Consider the following 14,301-nt stretch of genomic DNA (forward strand, 5'->3'; position numbering starts at 1 on the left):
GCGCGGTGATGTGGGAGGTCGACAATCGCAGCCCGTTCGCCGCGCTGGGTTATTTCGTACGTGATCACGCCGGGTTGGAGCACTGGGTATTGTCTATACGAGCGCGGTTTTCAATCCTACAGGATGGCTTTAGTCGGCTTTCGGACGATCAGGGTGAGATCCGCATACGGCCCGATTATGCGGCTGACCTGCCTGAAGAAATGCTGAGCGAGGCGGATTTCTTCCCCTTTCGTCCGAAAACCGATTTCATTCTTACCGGCGATGTCGTCGCCCCGGAAGGGCGTTCCGTCAACAAGGTCGAATTTGGTTTCGAACTAGGCAGTCATTCCAAGAGCGCAGTGGCTTTCGGCTCGCGGCTATTGCGCGTAAGGAACGGCGCGCTGCGGCTTGAGGGTTATGAGCCATTCCAACGCTGCCGTCTCAGCTGGCGCAACAGCCTCGGCGGATCCGATTTTGCCGAAATGGAAACCCGCGTGCATCCGGCCAATCCGATCGGTTTTGGATGGACGGCGAAATGGGGTCAGCTTACCGCTGATACAGATGTGAAGCTCCCCCTTATCGAAAGTATGCAGGCGCCGATCGGCGCAGGAACGCTGCCCGACCCCTGTGGCTTCGGTGTTGTCCAGCCCGGATGGGCCGGCCGCGCCCGCTATGCAGGAACCTATGACGAGGATTGGCGCAAATACGAGGCACCCCTTCTGCCTGCAGATTTCTCACCCCAATTTTTTCAAGCCGCGCCGGAGGGGCAAGTTATCGACATCAAGGGCGGAGAACCGATCCGCGTTGTAGGCCTGCATGAGACGGGGGACTATCGCTTTCGGCTGCCGCAGCTCGTCTTTGACACCGCAACCTGGATCGGCCGACAGAAGATCGAGGCCCGGCCTCGCCTGATCTCAGTTACAGTCAACGGTACGGAAAAAACCATCGAAATGCTTTGGAATGCAGCGATTGCCTGCCCAGAGGGAGATATGGCCGTGGCTCGCAGCCGCGTGCAGATTAAGCAGATGGCAGGTGTGGTATCATGAACGCATTAGCCGGTATCGTGGGCGTTGGAATTTCCTGTCCCTTAGGGCAGGGATCGGATGCAGTACGTCGCGCATACGTGGAAAGAGTTCGCAATTTCGTGCGTTCTTCACAGGGCCCGATCGGCTTTGACGGGCAGGCCATAACGCTTTCATGCGTCATGCCCTTCGAGGAGGTCCGCGACTATGACCTTCGTATCCGGAATCTGTTTGCCGCTGCCTTCGACGATCTTGCCGCCCAAGTGGAGATCGATGCGCCGGTTGCCCTGAGACTGGTCGTGCCGGCTTGGCTCGGCCGCCATGACATTGGCGCCGGGCTGCAGACGTGGGTCAAAAACACTTACTCCAAGTGGTTCAGCTCCGTTTCTCTTCTGAGCGGCGGAGATACAATCGCGCTCTACGAGGTTGCGAAAGCTTTGAAAGAGCTTCGAGATGAGAATGGCGGCGGCCTGATCGTGGGCGCTCTCGACAGTTTCATGGATGCCGAATTGCTAGACATGTTGGCGGTCAATGGGCGCCTTTTCAGCCGCGGCAATCCGCATGGTTTGATCCCAGCAGAAGCCGCAGTGCTTGTAATGTTGGAATTGCCTGGTGAGCTTCGCCAAGCTTTACCGGTTCTCGGAACGATGCGGTCGGTTTTCACCGGGTTCGAACGGGAGAATCTTTTGGCGCCGGACGGTGTTATCGGCCGTGGCCTCGCCAAGCCCTTGCGGCAGGCATTCGAAACCTTTTCACCTGCCCGCTTCCTTGTCGATCTCAATGGTGAGCGCTGGCGTTCTGAAGATCTCGGATTTGCCCTTTCTGGCGCGCGGGTTCCTGACAAACTTTTGGCGGATTTTGAAACGCCGATCGCCTTTACAGGGGATTGTGGGGCGGCTAATAGTCTTATCATGGCTACTGTGGCAATTGACGGCGGGCAGTCTGGTCCGCCGGATCAGGCGGAGGACCAGACTGCCGGTGTTTCGATCCTGTCAATCGCCTTACCACAGGGGCCGCGCTGTGTTGCAGTGTTCCAATCTCTAAATAAGCATGGAATGGATTCATGAGGGAAACCGTTTCCATCAATGGGCTGACACTCTGCCACAAGCATTCCGATGGCTGGGTACGGTCAACCCTACCGGATGTCTGCAAAAGTCCAGAAAAGCCCATCCCTTATGCCAACACTGCTTATGCACGCGACCTGGCGAAAGGCACGTTCTCGGTCTTTTCGCATGGTGGTGCCATGTGCGGCGTAAAAGGATCGGAGTTCTACCGCTCTTTTGGGGATGAGCCTGGGGTCGGTGGCGGTGTGACGTCCGGCGTTAATCAGCATCGTGCGACCTTCCTTTCTTGGTCTTCGAACGTCTTTATGGAAGGGCGGAATGTAACGCGGCTAACGGATCGGATGCTGCTCAACAAGGGTAATACGATTTCGGCAGGCGGCTACTTCACCGGACCGGTCCGTGATGAGAAGAACCGTGAACTACTGGACGAAATCTGCAAGGCTGCCTGTGCCTGCCAAGCCGCCGGCACCATGAGCGGTCGCTGCGTGGCGGAGAAGATGACCGAATGGTCCAAGAAGAACAATCGCAATATAGAACCCGAAGTTGCATTTGACCTGAATGACGGGCAATGGACGATTCGCCGCAGGCCTGACGGTTCGATCATGCACGGCGGTGGAAAAAGGCCCATCGACTTCATCGATCTCGATAACATGACAGGGACCGAATACAAGGGACCTGGCGACCGAATGCGCGGCAAGCAGAGCGACTATATCGACGAGATCACCGAACAGCATGACATGACGCGCGAGGACGTGAATTTCAAAAACGATTGCGATTGCTCAGGCGGAGGTAGCGCTCCGGCGCCGGTTACAGCACCAGTGGCGAAACCTGTCAAGGAGTCAGCGGAGCTCTTGAATGATCCAGTCCAGTGGGCCAAGGAAAATCCGTGGAAGGCAACAGGGCTAGCCGTTGGCGGGGTCGCAACCGGCGGTCTCCTGATTTACGGCGGTGCAGCTGCGGCCGCGATTCTTGGAGGGCTGACTTTGACGGCGGCCACGGCAGGTTGAGGGCAATATGACGCAAGACACAGACAAGCTATTGACCGAGGCCAGCGACTGGAGCATTCTCGATAGGATCGCAGTGGAATCCACACGCGGCGTGCCCTTGCTTCGTTTCGGACATTATATCGATTTTGCCCTCCAGAAAGCGACGAGCCTCGAAACGCGAGAAAGGATGGCAGAGGTCCTGATAGACTATAAGCGGATCTTTGAAGCTCAGGTGACCCACTATCTTCCCCATAACGGTCGAAAGCTCCACTCCCTCAAGGGTTTCGACTACGATGCCTATGTGATGGAACGTGCTCACACGCCCGATAATGTGAAGGAAGATGAAAGCTTCGAAGCGGCGTTATTCGGCTATCCGAATTCTCGCGACGTGGATGATCCGACGATCTATTACGCGGAAGCCGTCGGCAACACGGAAATGCGGGAATTTTCCCGTATCGCTATCTATCTACCGGCCAGTTGGCCGGAAACGGTCGGATATGATGAATACAGGTCGCTCGTTCAGCAGTGGTGCGAAATGCTCAAGCCGGCCTATGGCACCGCGGGACTTTCGATTCTGTTCAACGAAGGTAGGCAGGGCCTGGCGGATCGGCTGCTCGCCTTTCCAATCGCGCGGCGATTTCCGGGCTTGGACGTACCCGAACAATCCCGCTGGTATGTACGAATGAACCGGTCGCGAAAGAGGGCTATCAGGACCATCAACTGGCTGACGTTTATTGACGACGGTTTCGTCTCTGAACTGGGTGGAACGGAGAAGCTAGCGGGACGTCTCGGAGACGGGTGTCCGATCTTTCCTTATCATGGAGGTCTCGTCATCCAGGCTGGAAAACGGCCCGAAATTGGCGATATTAACCGTGGCCTCATTCCGCAATCCTATAAGTCGGTCTCCGACGTTTTGAAACCGATCCGGTTTGACGATCATCAGCGACCGCTCATCGATGCTCCCCAGCCCCTTGATTCCTTGGAAGAAACGCTACGATGGGTCAAGAGGTTTGATTAAAACTGGGCTTGTCGCAAATTTTCGGGCTTAATCGTATGTTGACCATAGGCATGGAATTTGCCGCTCCGAAAGTTGCGGAGCGAGCCCATGATTCTGAATGCTATTGCCGAGAAGCTGAAGCGCCAATCAAAGGATGACTTCAAAGGCAGGCATTTCGAGGCCTGGTTGATTGTACAGGCGGTTGCCTGGTACTTGCGCTACCCGCTCAGCTATCGTGACTTGGAAGAGATGTTTCGCGAGCGGGGCTTTGAGGTCGATCATAGCACGGTCAACCGCTGGGTATTGGCTTATGCGCCGATGATCGAAAAACGGCTGCGGCAGTTTCGGCGACCCCATTGCGGCTCGGTCCGGATCGATGAGACCTACGTCAAGATCCGCGGCAAATGGCGCTACCTGTACCGAGCCATCGACAAGCATGGCAATCCGGTGGATTTCCTGCTGACTGCTAAGCGCGATCTCGACGCGGCCAAGCGGTTCTTCCGCAAGATGCTCAAAGACGAACCCTTGTTCTCGCCGAACAGGATCGGGACAGACGGGGCCAACACCTTCCCGTCAACGATCAAAACGTCAGTTGATGATGGGCTTCTCCATCCCGATCCCGTGCATTATGTCACTAAGCATCTCCAGCAAGGCATTGAAAGTGACCATTTCCGGGTAAAGAAGAACATGCCAAAGATCGGTGGCTTCCAATCCTTCAACACGGCGCGGCGAACCATCGCGGGTTTCGAGGCGATGCTGTGGTTGAGGAAAGGCTTTGGCTTTTCCGGAGGATGGACCATCAACGATCAGAACGATTTGCTTGCGCGCCTCTTCGGACTGCAAAAGATTAACAAAGCATGAAAATGAGGATGCTCAGGGGATAATCGCGCGCTCCGAAAATGTTTGCGACAGGCCCTTATCGTGCGTATCGGCATAGGGATCCCTGCCGATTCACACGCACCGGGGGCACTTGGCAATTACGCTTCAGAGCAAGTCTCTAAGAGGTCAGCGTGATCACAGACGAATGATCGTTGTTAGACCAAGACGTTTCATCTCGGCTTCCGCGAATTGGATCGCGGGGGCTTCACTCTCGTATGGTGTGGTGGTTGCAGTGCCGTCTTCAATGACGCGCACCGTCCAGAGTTCATTCGAAAAGAACAATTCCACTGAATTACCGATGACGTTCTCGATGCGGTCGAACAGGTCAGTCATTTTTCCTATCTACTTTAAGGTAGCGCGGTATTCTAGTACGACTTGATGTGTGTACGCAACCGGACAATACTGACCGCTTCGCTCACCCAATTTGGATTTGGAACGTAACATTAGGCCTTTGTGTTTTAGGGGTCGGCAAGGAACCCTCTCCATTCACCTGTTAGGGGCACCTAGACTGTTATTTGTGAAAGCGTGATGACCAAATATTTCTTCCACGTCGTGTACGAAAACGTCACCGTCCTTGACGCAGACGGAAGCCATTTTTCAACCAAATATCGGGCCATAACGGAGGCGGAGTTGAACCTTCTAACATATGCGCTTGAAGCAAAGGTGCGAGGGAAAGCCGTTCCGCAGCAAGTGGCGATCATACAAGATGGTACCCCTCGAAAGTTTATCGCACTTAAGACAACCGGCGAAAACGAAGGAGAACCAAACACTCCTTCACCCTTTCTTGCAATTACTTGATGGCGCTGGTTAATCCCTGATCGAAATATGGCGGTTTCGGCCTCGAATAACTATCATTCCGAGGGAATAGGATATTATGGCGACTAACCAGCAATCACCTGATGCAGCATTCGAACCAAAACAGCAACTAATAATAGTGATATAGAAAAATGCTATTTCCGCTAGAACGATTAGTGAAGGCAGCAACTAGGTGGCTCTACCCGGCGTTAACTGGTCCATCCTTGCTTGTTCGATTTCCGCGAACTCTTTGGCTTCATCCTCCGAATGGAATATCGCTGTTAGTAGAAGTCCCTGCTCGAAAACGCGAACAACCCATACATCCTGTTCAAACGACATACAGACCTCATCACCTAGAGCGCCGTCGATACGTCGAAAAAGATTTTCCATAGATCAATGTACACTTATGATAGCGTAGAACCATCAATACAATCGTGTACGCTGCCGTACTGACTATCATATATTCATTCTCGCGGATTACCATTGTGGTCCTTGACGAGCCCAACCAGAAGTTCAATTTCGTGTTGGGAAAAAGAGTAAAAACATGAAAGAGGACACTGAACGGCGCGAAGGGCCTTTGCCCGAGGCCGAGTCCTCGTAGATGTCGTTCGCCTCAACATCCGCATTAGCCAGTGCATCGCGCTGAAAGTTATGGACCTGACTGCCATCGGCCTTCGACACCCGCGCGTTGTCTGTCTTTGATGAACTTGAGTTCCATGTCCGCGACCATCCGTCCCATGCTGCCCGCCGTCGTTACTTCGAATTCGAGGGCGCGCATTGACATGCCTTTCGTCAAGCTCATGAACAAGATTGAGAAACGTCACGGGTGGAGTGGCCAAGCTGATACAGCTGCAGCATCACCAGCTCATCGTCCGCATGCAGAAAACTGCATGAAGGTTTCTAGCTCGGATAGCCCCTTCGGGGTTGCTCGGAAATCTCACCGCCGGCGACGTGCTGGTCATCTGTGATTAAGCGTAAAGAAATGACCACGTTAACGTGAGAAATAATGGGCGTTATCATGCGTATTGGCATCCTTACCCACCGCCGATTTATAATGGCATCCATTACGCATGTGTAAGCCTAGCCTAGTCGTGTTAGGCTTTAGCTAAATGATTCATCCTGTCTGTCTTCAGTCTCTGTGTTCTGGCGCCACGGAAGAGTTGCCAGCCGGAAACTTTTTAGATATTTCCCAGAGCGGTTTTCAAGTCGATGACCGACTTGCTTTTGGTTGCATGTGGTCCGCGCTGTCTCAGCATGGAGACCGGCCTCTCATTGATCAACCGCTCTAGAATAGAGGCTTGCAATTCTAGACATTGGGCTCAACTCTAAGAAAAGTAGGTATTACCCATGATGGGTGGGCATGATCGCTCTTAAGGCGTGGTTGTGTAGCCGAAAGGCTTGCAGGACAAAGAAACGTTCAGCCATTCTGCTCCGGCCCGCACTGTTCCACAAGGGAGGATTTCTAAATATCTGAGAATAATAATTTATTCGTTATTGCGTTGAGCCAGCCTGGTTGAAACCGACCAAGAGAGAAAGAGCAGCCTGTAGCTTAACTCAGCACACTCAATCACAAACTTAATTCGACAATGCTCGCAACACCGCCTCGGGCTCTTTTTCCATCACACGCAGAAGCGTCCGAGCGGCACCAGATGGCTGACGAGCCCCTTGCTCCCACTTTTTGTACCCAGAAGCGCTTGTCCCAAGAAAAGCAGCCATTTCATCTTGTGTCAGATGTAGCTTTTGGCGGATTGCCTTTGCGTCTACAGTTTCCAGATCAACGGCAGTGACCCGCATTCCCGCAGGGTCCCTGCCCTGCGCATGACCCAGAACTTCGGTCATAGCCTGAATCAAATCCTCGCCGAATTTTGTCGTCTCGCTCATGGTTTGCTCCTGTATGTCGCCTTTATCGCCTTCGCGAACGCAGCGACCGCCTTGGCCTCTTCCGGCTTCAAAGCCGTCTTTTCGCTCTTGCCGTAGACGAAAAGCGCATAGATGATCGGATCGTCGCTGTACCAGCAATAAATGACACCTAAACGCCTCGTTTGCCTTTACCCTTGGTCAAAATCTCAGCTTACGGACACCACCCGCACCCGGTATTTCATCACCGGCCTGTGGATCGGTCGCCAGAAAGTCAATCAGATCCTTGCCCTCGTCGTCCGTGAACAGAGCCGGTGCCTGTTTGGTGAAGAGCGAGGTTTCAGCGACTGTAGGCATAATGTTTTATAACCCATTGGGGTAGTTATGGCGATCGAAGTCGTTTCTGTCAATGGTCATTCACGCCGAGCGCTTTCCAGCTTCCCCGTTCAACCGTAGCAGTGCCATTACCATCGGCCCGAGCGAAAACTCCCCACGCGCCGCCCGGTTGGTCAGATCACGCAGATATCCGCCGGCCGAATTGATGTGCCCTGCCCTCTCCAGGATACAGGCAATCGCAACCGCTGCATTTTCAGGTCCCATGGTTTCGCAAGCCTCCTGATAGGCCGACGGGCTGACGCCCAGCATCGACCTCACCACGACCGCGGCCGACATGAGATCGCGCCAACCGCCCACAGCGCCGGCCGGTCCGTAGTCGATAATCTGCGGGCAGGCCTTCAGCACGACACCCAAAGGAAAGGCCTTTAGCGTTTCAGTTTGAGGTTCGCGTCTCTTTTTCGGCTTTTCGCCCTGCTCTTTTTCAGAGCTAGGTTCAAGTTCATGGAAGTATTCGGATTTTGAATTCTGTATGTGCTGCTCAATATGAGCATCATTGGTGCTATTAAATTCTGAATTTTGCTGCATATTCAATAGATTAAGGATTTCGTCGCGCAGAAGCTCGAGTTCATCGAGGATACTGGCGACGTCAGCGATGGTGGGGGAGCGTGGAATACGGGCAACGAGATCGATGTACATAGCCTCGATCACCATCCAGTCGCCGTCAGCACCCTCTTCGATCGCCGCAGTAATGAGCTTGCGGACATCACGGCGGCAGATTGTCAGGTTCTCTTTCGCCTTGCGGAATGCGGAACGGGCAGCAACGACGTTCTGCGCGATGGCAGCAAGCTCTTCGGACCTGGCGAGGATCGGAGAAAGGTCGAAGCCGAAGGCATTCTCGATCTCGCCGGCGCCATTCTTCCGCGCGTAACGCTTGCCATTGGCACTATCCTTGCGAACGATAAGGCCAGCGTCGACCAGCAGCGCGAGATGACGACGCAGCGTGGCCCCTGCCATACCGTGGGCCCGAAGAATCAACTGAGCGTTTGAAGGAAACACGATGAGCTGTGCGTCCTGGCGCAATTCGTTTTCGGGATAGAAGCTCAGAAGTGCGTCGAGCACAGCCAGGCTGTTCGACTGCAAGCCGAGTTCTTCTCTCGCTTCCGAGGCGTCACGGAAGACTTTCCATTTTTCGACCGTTTTACCAGCCTTGATATCGTTGGTGGCCATTTGCCGCTTCACCAAGGCAAGCGTCATTGGCCGCCGCCCAAAGGGCGTCGTCACACTTCCTGTCTCCATTTCTTTCACCTTCCAAAAGGCAAAGAAAAGCTACGCTAGGTTGGCGTTGACTCTTGACTGGGATTCCGGGAAATGCGATTCTCTAAGCGACCAAACTGAGAGAGGCCTTCTGGAACACCGTTTCGGAGGGCTTTTTCTTTGCGCTATCGTTCCTTTCCTAGTTGCGATTCGTTTTACTGCTTCGACCTTTTGAACGAAGCGTAAATTTCTGGGAGCGCCGACATTAGGTAGTCCGCAAAGTCTGGCGCGGCCTTTTTGTCGATCATTAAAGTCAGCGTTCGCTTGTCTTGCTTGTACCGAGCGGCCTTGGTGCCGTCCTCAGCTTTCCAAACTACCGCCTCAGACTTCGCCGCCTTTGTCTTCTCAGGGGTGACAGCTTCGAATACTCGAGCGAAACGCTCGTCAGAACTCAAGCTTTTGACTACATCGCTATTGAGTAACGTCCTGGCAGTTTCGGGAGCGCCATCTTGACTTAGGCGGCCTGACAATTCGTACCAACGGTCCCGACCGATTTTGGGGGCAGCGCCGATCGAGCGGATGATATCTGCTGGAAGTTGTTTGGCTGCCTGGATCAACCTGGAAAGATTGCTTTTATCCACAGCAAGAGCCGCCATAATGACGGGCCGCTGAAACCCACCAGCTTCAAGCTCTGCGGCGTATAGGGCGCGCTCGATGAACGACAGATCCTGCCGAGCGCTGTTCTCTTGCCCTTGCGCCAGAACTAACTCGTCATCCGACAAGGTGCGAACTGCAGCCTTCACTTGGATGCCAGCAGCTTTCACTGCTCTCAGACGTCGGCGCCCATATGCAATCTGGTATCGACCTTCAACAGACGGGTGAGGGCGCACGAGGATGGGGACCTGCTGACCGTGCTCCTTAATGTTACGAGCGAACTCTTCAAACTGCTCGGGAGACTCTTCCAACCGATCCGCCACGAGCGGCGCGTCGATGAGATTCGGATCGAGTTCCGTAAGCGACTGAGACTTCAAAAGCTCGATGGAGCGCGAAACAGCACCTATCGCGCCACGTGGGGAATATTGCGGAGTGGCAGGATTCTGCGCGGAAATGTTCTCGGAGTTTCCGGCTGGCAACTTCGGTCCAGCGAGATCGGATAGCAGGTGTTTTCTAGCCATTGTTAGCCCTCTCGAGTGTCGAGGTTGCCACCATAAAACAAGTGACTTCTCGAAAGTTTCCGGCTGACAACTTCTGCGCATTCACGCGAGATGCTAGCGCCGTCATTTGCGCGCCCATGCGCTTTGAATGAGCTGCGCGATTTCAGTGTTTACATTGTCTAGCGACTCCATCGCACGGTCGTAGGTCGCCCGCGTAAACTGGTCACGGCTGACTTCATAGAGCGTTTGCTTGGTAATGCCCGCGTCTGAGATAGCTGTGCTTTTCAACATTGGATGATTGAGGACATGTTCTCCAAACATCGTCCTCATAAACGACACCATCTGGTTCTGAGGACCATCACCGGGCTCATAGCGAGTGACTAGGTAACGCATCCAGTCGTAATTCATGCTTCCGCCTGCATCGGCGACGACGCTCAGCAGTTCCGACGTCATCAAAAGAAACTGGCACATTGACATGACGTCAAGCATCTGCGGATGAACGGTGACGAGGACGGCAGTCGCTGCACACAAAGCGGAAATGGTTAGAAAGCCAAGCTGCGGAGGGCAGTCTACGACCACGACATCATAGTCGTCCGCGACTGAAGCGATCGCGTCGTCCATGCGCGTGAAAAAGATGTTTTTTCGATCGTTTGAGCCCAAAACCTTCGCCGTATCGTGCTCGAACTCCATCAGCTCAAGGTTGCCTGGCACCAAATCAAGATTGGCGAAATAGGTCTTCTTGATCACGTCTTTCAACGGGCGACGTTCAGCGTCATAGCGCATCGCACCGTAAAGCGTCTCATTGTCCTTGACGTCAAACTCCGGCTGGAAGCCGTGCAATGCCGACATACTGGCCTGCGGATCAAGATCAATGGCAAGAACACGGTAGCCGTTAAGGGCTAAATATTGCGCCAAGTGTGCAGCCGTTGTCGTCTTCCCGCTGCCGCCTTTGAAATTGACAACTGTGATGACTTGCAGATGCTCCTGACCTGAGCGTTTGGGTGAATAGCGCCGATCGTTTTTTCCGGTTAAATCAAGGTATTCTCGTAGGGCCTGAATCGTTTCGACCGTGTAGGAGCGACGATTGTTGTTGCCAATTTCGGGCTGAGGACCTTTGCCTTCGATTGAGAGGTGACGAAGGTATCCATCGTTGACACCGATCAGCTTCGCAGCCTCCGTCGAGGAGAAGGAACGCAAAGTTTTGCGCGCCTCTGGCGGGTACAACTTCACACGATGTTCGTGCAACGCACCAGAGAGGTCTCGCGCGTGGGCGCCGATCAGTTTATGGATAGCCTTTTGAAGCTGAGCCGAATTTTCCACGACTTCCTCTCGTACACACGGTAATTTTCGTAAACACACCTATTTACCGTGAATAGCACAACCGATTCCAGCATGGTTTGCAAGATATTTAAAGTTAATCAATGGTTAACGCATTTTCTTCGCAACCGCGGATTATCGCGATTCTGTGATTTGAATCCATTACTTACATCTGTTTGCGCAAGTCGACCTCGTAACGGCGAAATGCAGATTTGCACATGAATCTTCTCGATCTAGCTCACTGCACACTCACATTCTACGGGAGGGATCAGCGAGTCGCTAGAATCACCTGAGGTGCAAATCTGCACATAGGCACACGCTCAAGGAGATGATTTCATTCCGCATGACCTTGTTCAAGCGGAGATTATCATGCGGATATTGACCGTCGCGCCCGAGAAATACGAGCGCCATCGCGAGTTCCTGAGACAGATGCACCGTCTTCGAGCGACGGTATTTGCCGGACGTCTCGCCTGGGACGTCTCCATCACCGCCGGAGAAGAGCGCGACCAGTACGATGATTGCAGGCCGACTTATCTCCTGGCAATTGCCGACCGTGAAACGGTCGCAGGTTGCGTTCGTCTCCTTCCAGCTTCTGGCCCTACAATGCTGGAGCAGACCTTCCCCCAGCTTCTCGATACGGGTTTGCTTCGTCCTCATTCAGGCATGGTTGAGAGTTCGCGCTTTTGCATCGACACGTCCTTGCTCGCTGGCAGGGGAGGGGCCCCACTTCATCTCGCGACGCTCACCTTGTTCGCCGGCATCATCGAATGGTCGATGGCGAGCGGCTACAGTGAGATCGTCACGGCCACCGATCTCCGCTTCGAGCGCATCCTGAAGCGAGCGGGATGGCCGATGCAGCGTCTCGGCGAACCGGCTCCGATCGGCAACACCATCGCCATCGCCGGAAGCCTGCAGGCCGACCGTGGCAGCTTTGAGCAGGTTTGCCCACAGGGTTACCATTCGACCCCGCAGATTGATGGGACATTGCTCAGGAGCGCTGCGTGACCCAGCTCCGCTCCCAACCCCGCCTGGTCCGCAAACTACAGGACGCCCTTGGTGACCAACTCTGCATCGCGCTCGATGACGCGACGGTGGTCGAGATCATGCTCAATCCGGACGGCCGCCTCTTCATTGAGCGGCTGGGGCACGGCGTTGCACCGGCCGGCGCGATGAGCACCGCCGCAGCCGAAGTTGTTATCGGCAGCGTTGCGCATGCCCTGCAGTCGGAGGCCGACGACGCGCGGCCGATCATCTCTGGCGAACTTCCGATTGGTGGACACCGCTTCGAAGGTCTATTGCCGCCGGTGGTCTCCGGACCGGCGTTCACCATCCGCCGTCGTGCCTCCCGTCTCATTCCACTGACAGAGTATGTGAAGTCGAAGGTGATGACCGAAGCCCAGGCATCTGCAATTCGAAGCGCGATCGACGCTCGGATGAACATCGTCATCTCGGGTGGCACGGGCTCGGGCAAGACCACACTCGCCAACGCCCTCATCGCAGAAATCGTTACTGCGTCGCCGGACGATCGGATGGTTATCCTCGAAGACACTGCCGAAATCCAGTGCGCGGCGGAAAACGCAGTTTCGCTTCACACCAGCGATACCGTCGACATGGCCCGTCTGCTGAAAAGTACGATGCGCCTGCGTCCCGATCGCATCATCGTCGGCGAGGTCCGCGACGGTGCGGCCCTGACGCTGCTCAAGGCCTGGAACACGGGACATCCGGGCGGAGTCACCACGATCCATTCCAACACGGCGATGTCAGCCTTGCGCCGGCTCGAGCAACTGACGGCGGAGGCCAGCCAGCAGCCAATGCAGGAGGTGATCGGAGAAGCCGTCGATCTCGTCGTCTCCATTGAACGAACGGTTAAGGGGAGGCGGGTCCGTGAGGTGATCCACATCGAAGGATACCGCAACGGCCGCTACCAGACCGAACATTACGCCCAGATCGATGAGGACAGCCATGTCGCGTAACATCTCCATTCCTCTTAACCGCGCGACGCTTGTCGCCGTTTGCGTCAGTCTTGCAGAACCAGCACTCGCCTCTTCTGGCGGCGGCGGTCTTCCTTGGGAATCGCCACTGCAACAGATCCAGCAATCGATCACGGGGCCTGTCGCCGGATTTATTGCATTGGCTGCGGTTGCGATTGCCGGTGCGATGCTGATCTTCGGCGGCGAACTGAACGATTTTGCACGTCGGCTTTGCTACGTCGCGCTGGTCGGTGGCGTGCTGCTTGGGGCTACCCAGATTGTCGCTTTGTTTGGAGCAACCGGAGCATCAATCGGCGGCAATCATGCACAGGCCGAGCAAGAAACTCCCGAACCGAGGATGACGCCGGCCACAGCGGGGGAGGGGACTCATGGCTGAGGCCGGATCTTCTCTGGCGCGCGCTCGTGTGCACCGGGCATTATCGCGTCCGAACCTGTTGATGGGCGCCGACCGCGAGCTCGTGCTGTTGACGGCGCTGGCCGCCATCATCCTGATCTTCGTTGTCCTGACCTGGTACGCGGCCCTGTTCGGCATCGCGTTCTGGCTGGTAGCCGTCGCGGCACTCCGCACGATCGCCAAATCCGATCCCCTGATGCGCCGAGTCTATCTCCGCCACATCTCCTACAAGATGTCCTATCGCGCGACCTCGTCGCCGTGGCGTAAGTACTGAGG

At 54.9% G+C, this 14,301-nt stretch carries 16 protein-coding genes; 10 read left to right on the top strand and 6 right to left on the bottom strand.

Annotated elements, in window-relative coordinates:
* Positions 1-8 precede the first annotated feature (8 nt).
* From RRU01S_RS20415 to RRU01S_RS20435, 5 genes are all read left to right on the top strand, one after another.
* The gene (locus tag RRU01S_RS20415; RefSeq protein WP_045232072.1) at positions 9-1,025 is read left to right on the top strand and encodes a DUF2169 family type VI secretion system accessory protein; all 1,017 of its coding nucleotides are present in this window, start codon (positions 9-11) and stop codon (positions 1,023-1,025) included.
* Positions 1,022-2,068 (top strand): hypothetical protein, encoded by a 1,047-nt coding sequence (locus RRU01S_RS20420; RefSeq protein ID WP_131367810.1) that lies wholly within the window; start codon positions 1,022-1,024, stop codon positions 2,066-2,068. Before RRU01S_RS20415 ends, RRU01S_RS20420 begins: the two co-directional genes overlap by 4 nt.
* Positions 2,065-3,072, top strand: a complete 1,008-nt coding sequence (locus RRU01S_RS25070; RefSeq protein ID WP_052816160.1) for a PAAR-like domain-containing protein — start codon at positions 2,065-2,067, stop codon at positions 3,070-3,072. The genes RRU01S_RS20420 and RRU01S_RS25070 overlap by 4 nt, the downstream gene beginning before the upstream one ends.
* A gap of 7 nt (positions 3,073-3,079) precedes the next feature.
* The gene (locus RRU01S_RS25075) at positions 3,080-4,069 is read left to right on the top strand and encodes a type VI immunity family protein (protein WP_052816162.1); all 990 of its coding nucleotides are present in this window, start codon (positions 3,080-3,082) and stop codon (positions 4,067-4,069) included.
* Between the two features lie 87 nt (positions 4,070-4,156).
* Positions 4,157-4,909, top strand: a complete 753-nt coding sequence (locus RRU01S_RS20435; protein ID WP_045232074.1) for an IS6 family transposase — start codon at positions 4,157-4,159, stop codon at positions 4,907-4,909.
* Between the two features lie 153 nt (positions 4,910-5,062).
* Here the strand turns inward: RRU01S_RS20435 and RRU01S_RS20440 are convergent, their stop codons facing one another.
* Positions 5,063-5,260, bottom strand: a complete 198-nt coding sequence (locus RRU01S_RS20440) for a hypothetical protein (RefSeq protein ID WP_045232075.1) — start codon at positions 5,258-5,260, stop codon at positions 5,063-5,065.
* 195 nt (positions 5,261-5,455) lie between these two features.
* Between RRU01S_RS20440 and RRU01S_RS20445 the strand changes: the two genes are divergently transcribed.
* Entirely contained in the window at positions 5,456-5,725 is a 270-nt protein-coding gene (locus RRU01S_RS20445) for a hypothetical protein (protein WP_045232076.1), read from the top strand.
* Positions 5,726-7,297: 1,572 nt separating this feature from the next.
* Here RRU01S_RS20445 and RRU01S_RS20460 read toward each other — a convergent pair.
* The 5 genes from RRU01S_RS20460 to repA all read right to left on the bottom strand — a co-directional run bounded on the left by RRU01S_RS20460 (position 7,298) and on the right by repA (position 11,643).
* On the bottom strand, positions 7,298-7,603 hold the full coding sequence (locus RRU01S_RS20460; RefSeq protein WP_045232078.1) for a helix-turn-helix domain-containing protein: 306 nt from the start codon (positions 7,601-7,603) through the stop codon (positions 7,298-7,300).
* A 177-nt stretch (positions 7,604-7,780) separates the two neighbouring features.
* Positions 7,781-7,936, bottom strand: coding sequence for a hypothetical protein (locus RRU01S_RS26515; RefSeq protein WP_234936193.1), 156 nt, complete (start codon positions 7,934-7,936; stop codon positions 7,781-7,783).
* 60 nt (positions 7,937-7,996) lie between these two features.
* Positions 7,997-9,211: a plasmid replication protein RepC gene (gene repC / locus RRU01S_RS20470; RefSeq protein ID WP_045232079.1), complete on the bottom strand. Its 1,215-nt coding sequence runs from the start codon at positions 9,209-9,211 to the stop codon at positions 7,997-7,999.
* Positions 9,212-9,384: 173 nt separating this feature from the next.
* A complete protein-coding gene (gene repB, locus RRU01S_RS20475) occupies positions 9,385-10,344 on the bottom strand; it encodes a plasmid partitioning protein RepB (RefSeq protein WP_045232080.1) in 960 nt (319 codons plus the stop codon).
* Between the two features lie 102 nt (positions 10,345-10,446).
* Entirely contained in the window at positions 10,447-11,643 is a 1,197-nt protein-coding gene (gene repA / locus RRU01S_RS20480; RefSeq protein ID WP_045232081.1) for a plasmid partitioning protein RepA, read from the bottom strand.
* Between the two features lie 366 nt (positions 11,644-12,009).
* Here repA and traI point away from each other — a divergent pair, with 366 nt between their 5' ends.
* The 4 genes from traI to RRU01S_RS20500 are packed head-to-tail and all read left to right on the top strand — an operon-like array spanning position 12,010 to position 14,299.
* A complete protein-coding gene (gene traI, locus RRU01S_RS20485; protein WP_045232082.1) occupies positions 12,010-12,645 on the top strand; it encodes an acyl-homoserine-lactone synthase in 636 nt (211 codons plus the stop codon).
* Positions 12,642-13,613 carry a P-type conjugative transfer ATPase TrbB gene (trbB, locus tag RRU01S_RS20490; RefSeq protein ID WP_045232083.1) on the top strand — a complete coding sequence of 324 codons (972 nt, stop codon included), beginning with the start codon at positions 12,642-12,644 and terminating at the stop codon, positions 13,611-13,613. The genes traI and trbB overlap by 4 nt, the downstream gene beginning before the upstream one ends.
* Positions 13,603-14,007 (top strand): conjugal transfer pilin TrbC, encoded by a 405-nt coding sequence (gene trbC, locus RRU01S_RS20495; protein WP_045232084.1) that lies wholly within the window; start codon positions 13,603-13,605, stop codon positions 14,005-14,007. Before trbB ends, trbC begins: the two co-directional genes overlap by 11 nt.
* Complete coding sequence (locus RRU01S_RS20500; protein ID WP_045232085.1) at positions 14,000-14,299, top strand: conjugal transfer protein TrbD; 300 nt, start codon at positions 14,000-14,002, stop codon at positions 14,297-14,299. Before trbC ends, RRU01S_RS20500 begins: the two co-directional genes overlap by 8 nt.
* Positions 14,300-14,301 lie beyond the last annotated feature (2 nt).

It is taken from the genome of Agrobacterium rubi TR3 = NBRC 13261 (assembly GCF_000739935.1).
GTDB classification, from domain to species: Bacteria; Pseudomonadota; Alphaproteobacteria; order Rhizobiales; family Rhizobiaceae; genus Agrobacterium; species Agrobacterium rubi.

What these genes read in the sequence shown, in the direction of transcription:
- RRU01S_RS20415 (WP_045232072.1), top strand. Translation starts at nt 9, where the DNA reads ATGTGGGAGGTCGACAATCGCAGCCCGTTCGCCGCGCTGGGTTATTTC.
- RRU01S_RS20420 (WP_131367810.1), top strand. Translation starts at nt 1,022, where the DNA reads ATGAACGCATTAGCCGGTATCGTGGGCGTTGGAATTTCCTGTCCCTTA.
- RRU01S_RS25070 (WP_052816160.1), top strand. Translation starts at nt 2,065, where the DNA reads ATGAGGGAAACCGTTTCCATCAATGGGCTGACACTCTGCCACAAGCAT.
- RRU01S_RS25075 (WP_052816162.1), top strand. Translation starts at nt 3,080, where the DNA reads ATGACGCAAGACACAGACAAGCTATTGACCGAGGCCAGCGACTGGAGC.
- RRU01S_RS20435 (WP_045232074.1), top strand. Translation starts at nt 4,157, where the DNA reads ATGATTCTGAATGCTATTGCCGAGAAGCTGAAGCGCCAATCAAAGGAT.
- RRU01S_RS20440 (WP_045232075.1), bottom strand. Translation starts at nt 5,260, where the DNA reads ATGACTGACCTGTTCGACCGCATCGAGAACGTCATCGGTAATTCAGTG.
- RRU01S_RS20445 (WP_045232076.1), top strand. Translation starts at nt 5,456, where the DNA reads ATGACCAAATATTTCTTCCACGTCGTGTACGAAAACGTCACCGTCCTT.
- RRU01S_RS20460 (WP_045232078.1), bottom strand. Translation starts at nt 7,603, where the DNA reads ATGAGCGAGACGACAAAATTCGGCGAGGATTTGATTCAGGCTATGACC.
- RRU01S_RS26515 (WP_234936193.1), bottom strand. Translation starts at nt 7,936, where the DNA reads ATGCCTACAGTCGCTGAAACCTCGCTCTTCACCAAACAGGCACCGGCT.
- repC (WP_045232079.1), bottom strand. Translation starts at nt 9,211, where the DNA reads ATGGAGACAGGAAGTGTGACGACGCCCTTTGGGCGGCGGCCAATGACG.
- repB (WP_045232080.1), bottom strand. Translation starts at nt 10,344, where the DNA reads ATGGCTAGAAAACACCTGCTATCCGATCTCGCTGGACCGAAGTTGCCA.
- traI (WP_045232082.1), top strand. Translation starts at nt 12,010, where the DNA reads ATGCGGATATTGACCGTCGCGCCCGAGAAATACGAGCGCCATCGCGAG.
- trbC (WP_045232084.1), top strand. Translation starts at nt 13,603, where the DNA reads ATGTCGCGTAACATCTCCATTCCTCTTAACCGCGCGACGCTTGTCGCC.
- RRU01S_RS20500 (WP_045232085.1), top strand. Translation starts at nt 14,000, where the DNA reads ATGGCTGAGGCCGGATCTTCTCTGGCGCGCGCTCGTGTGCACCGGGCA.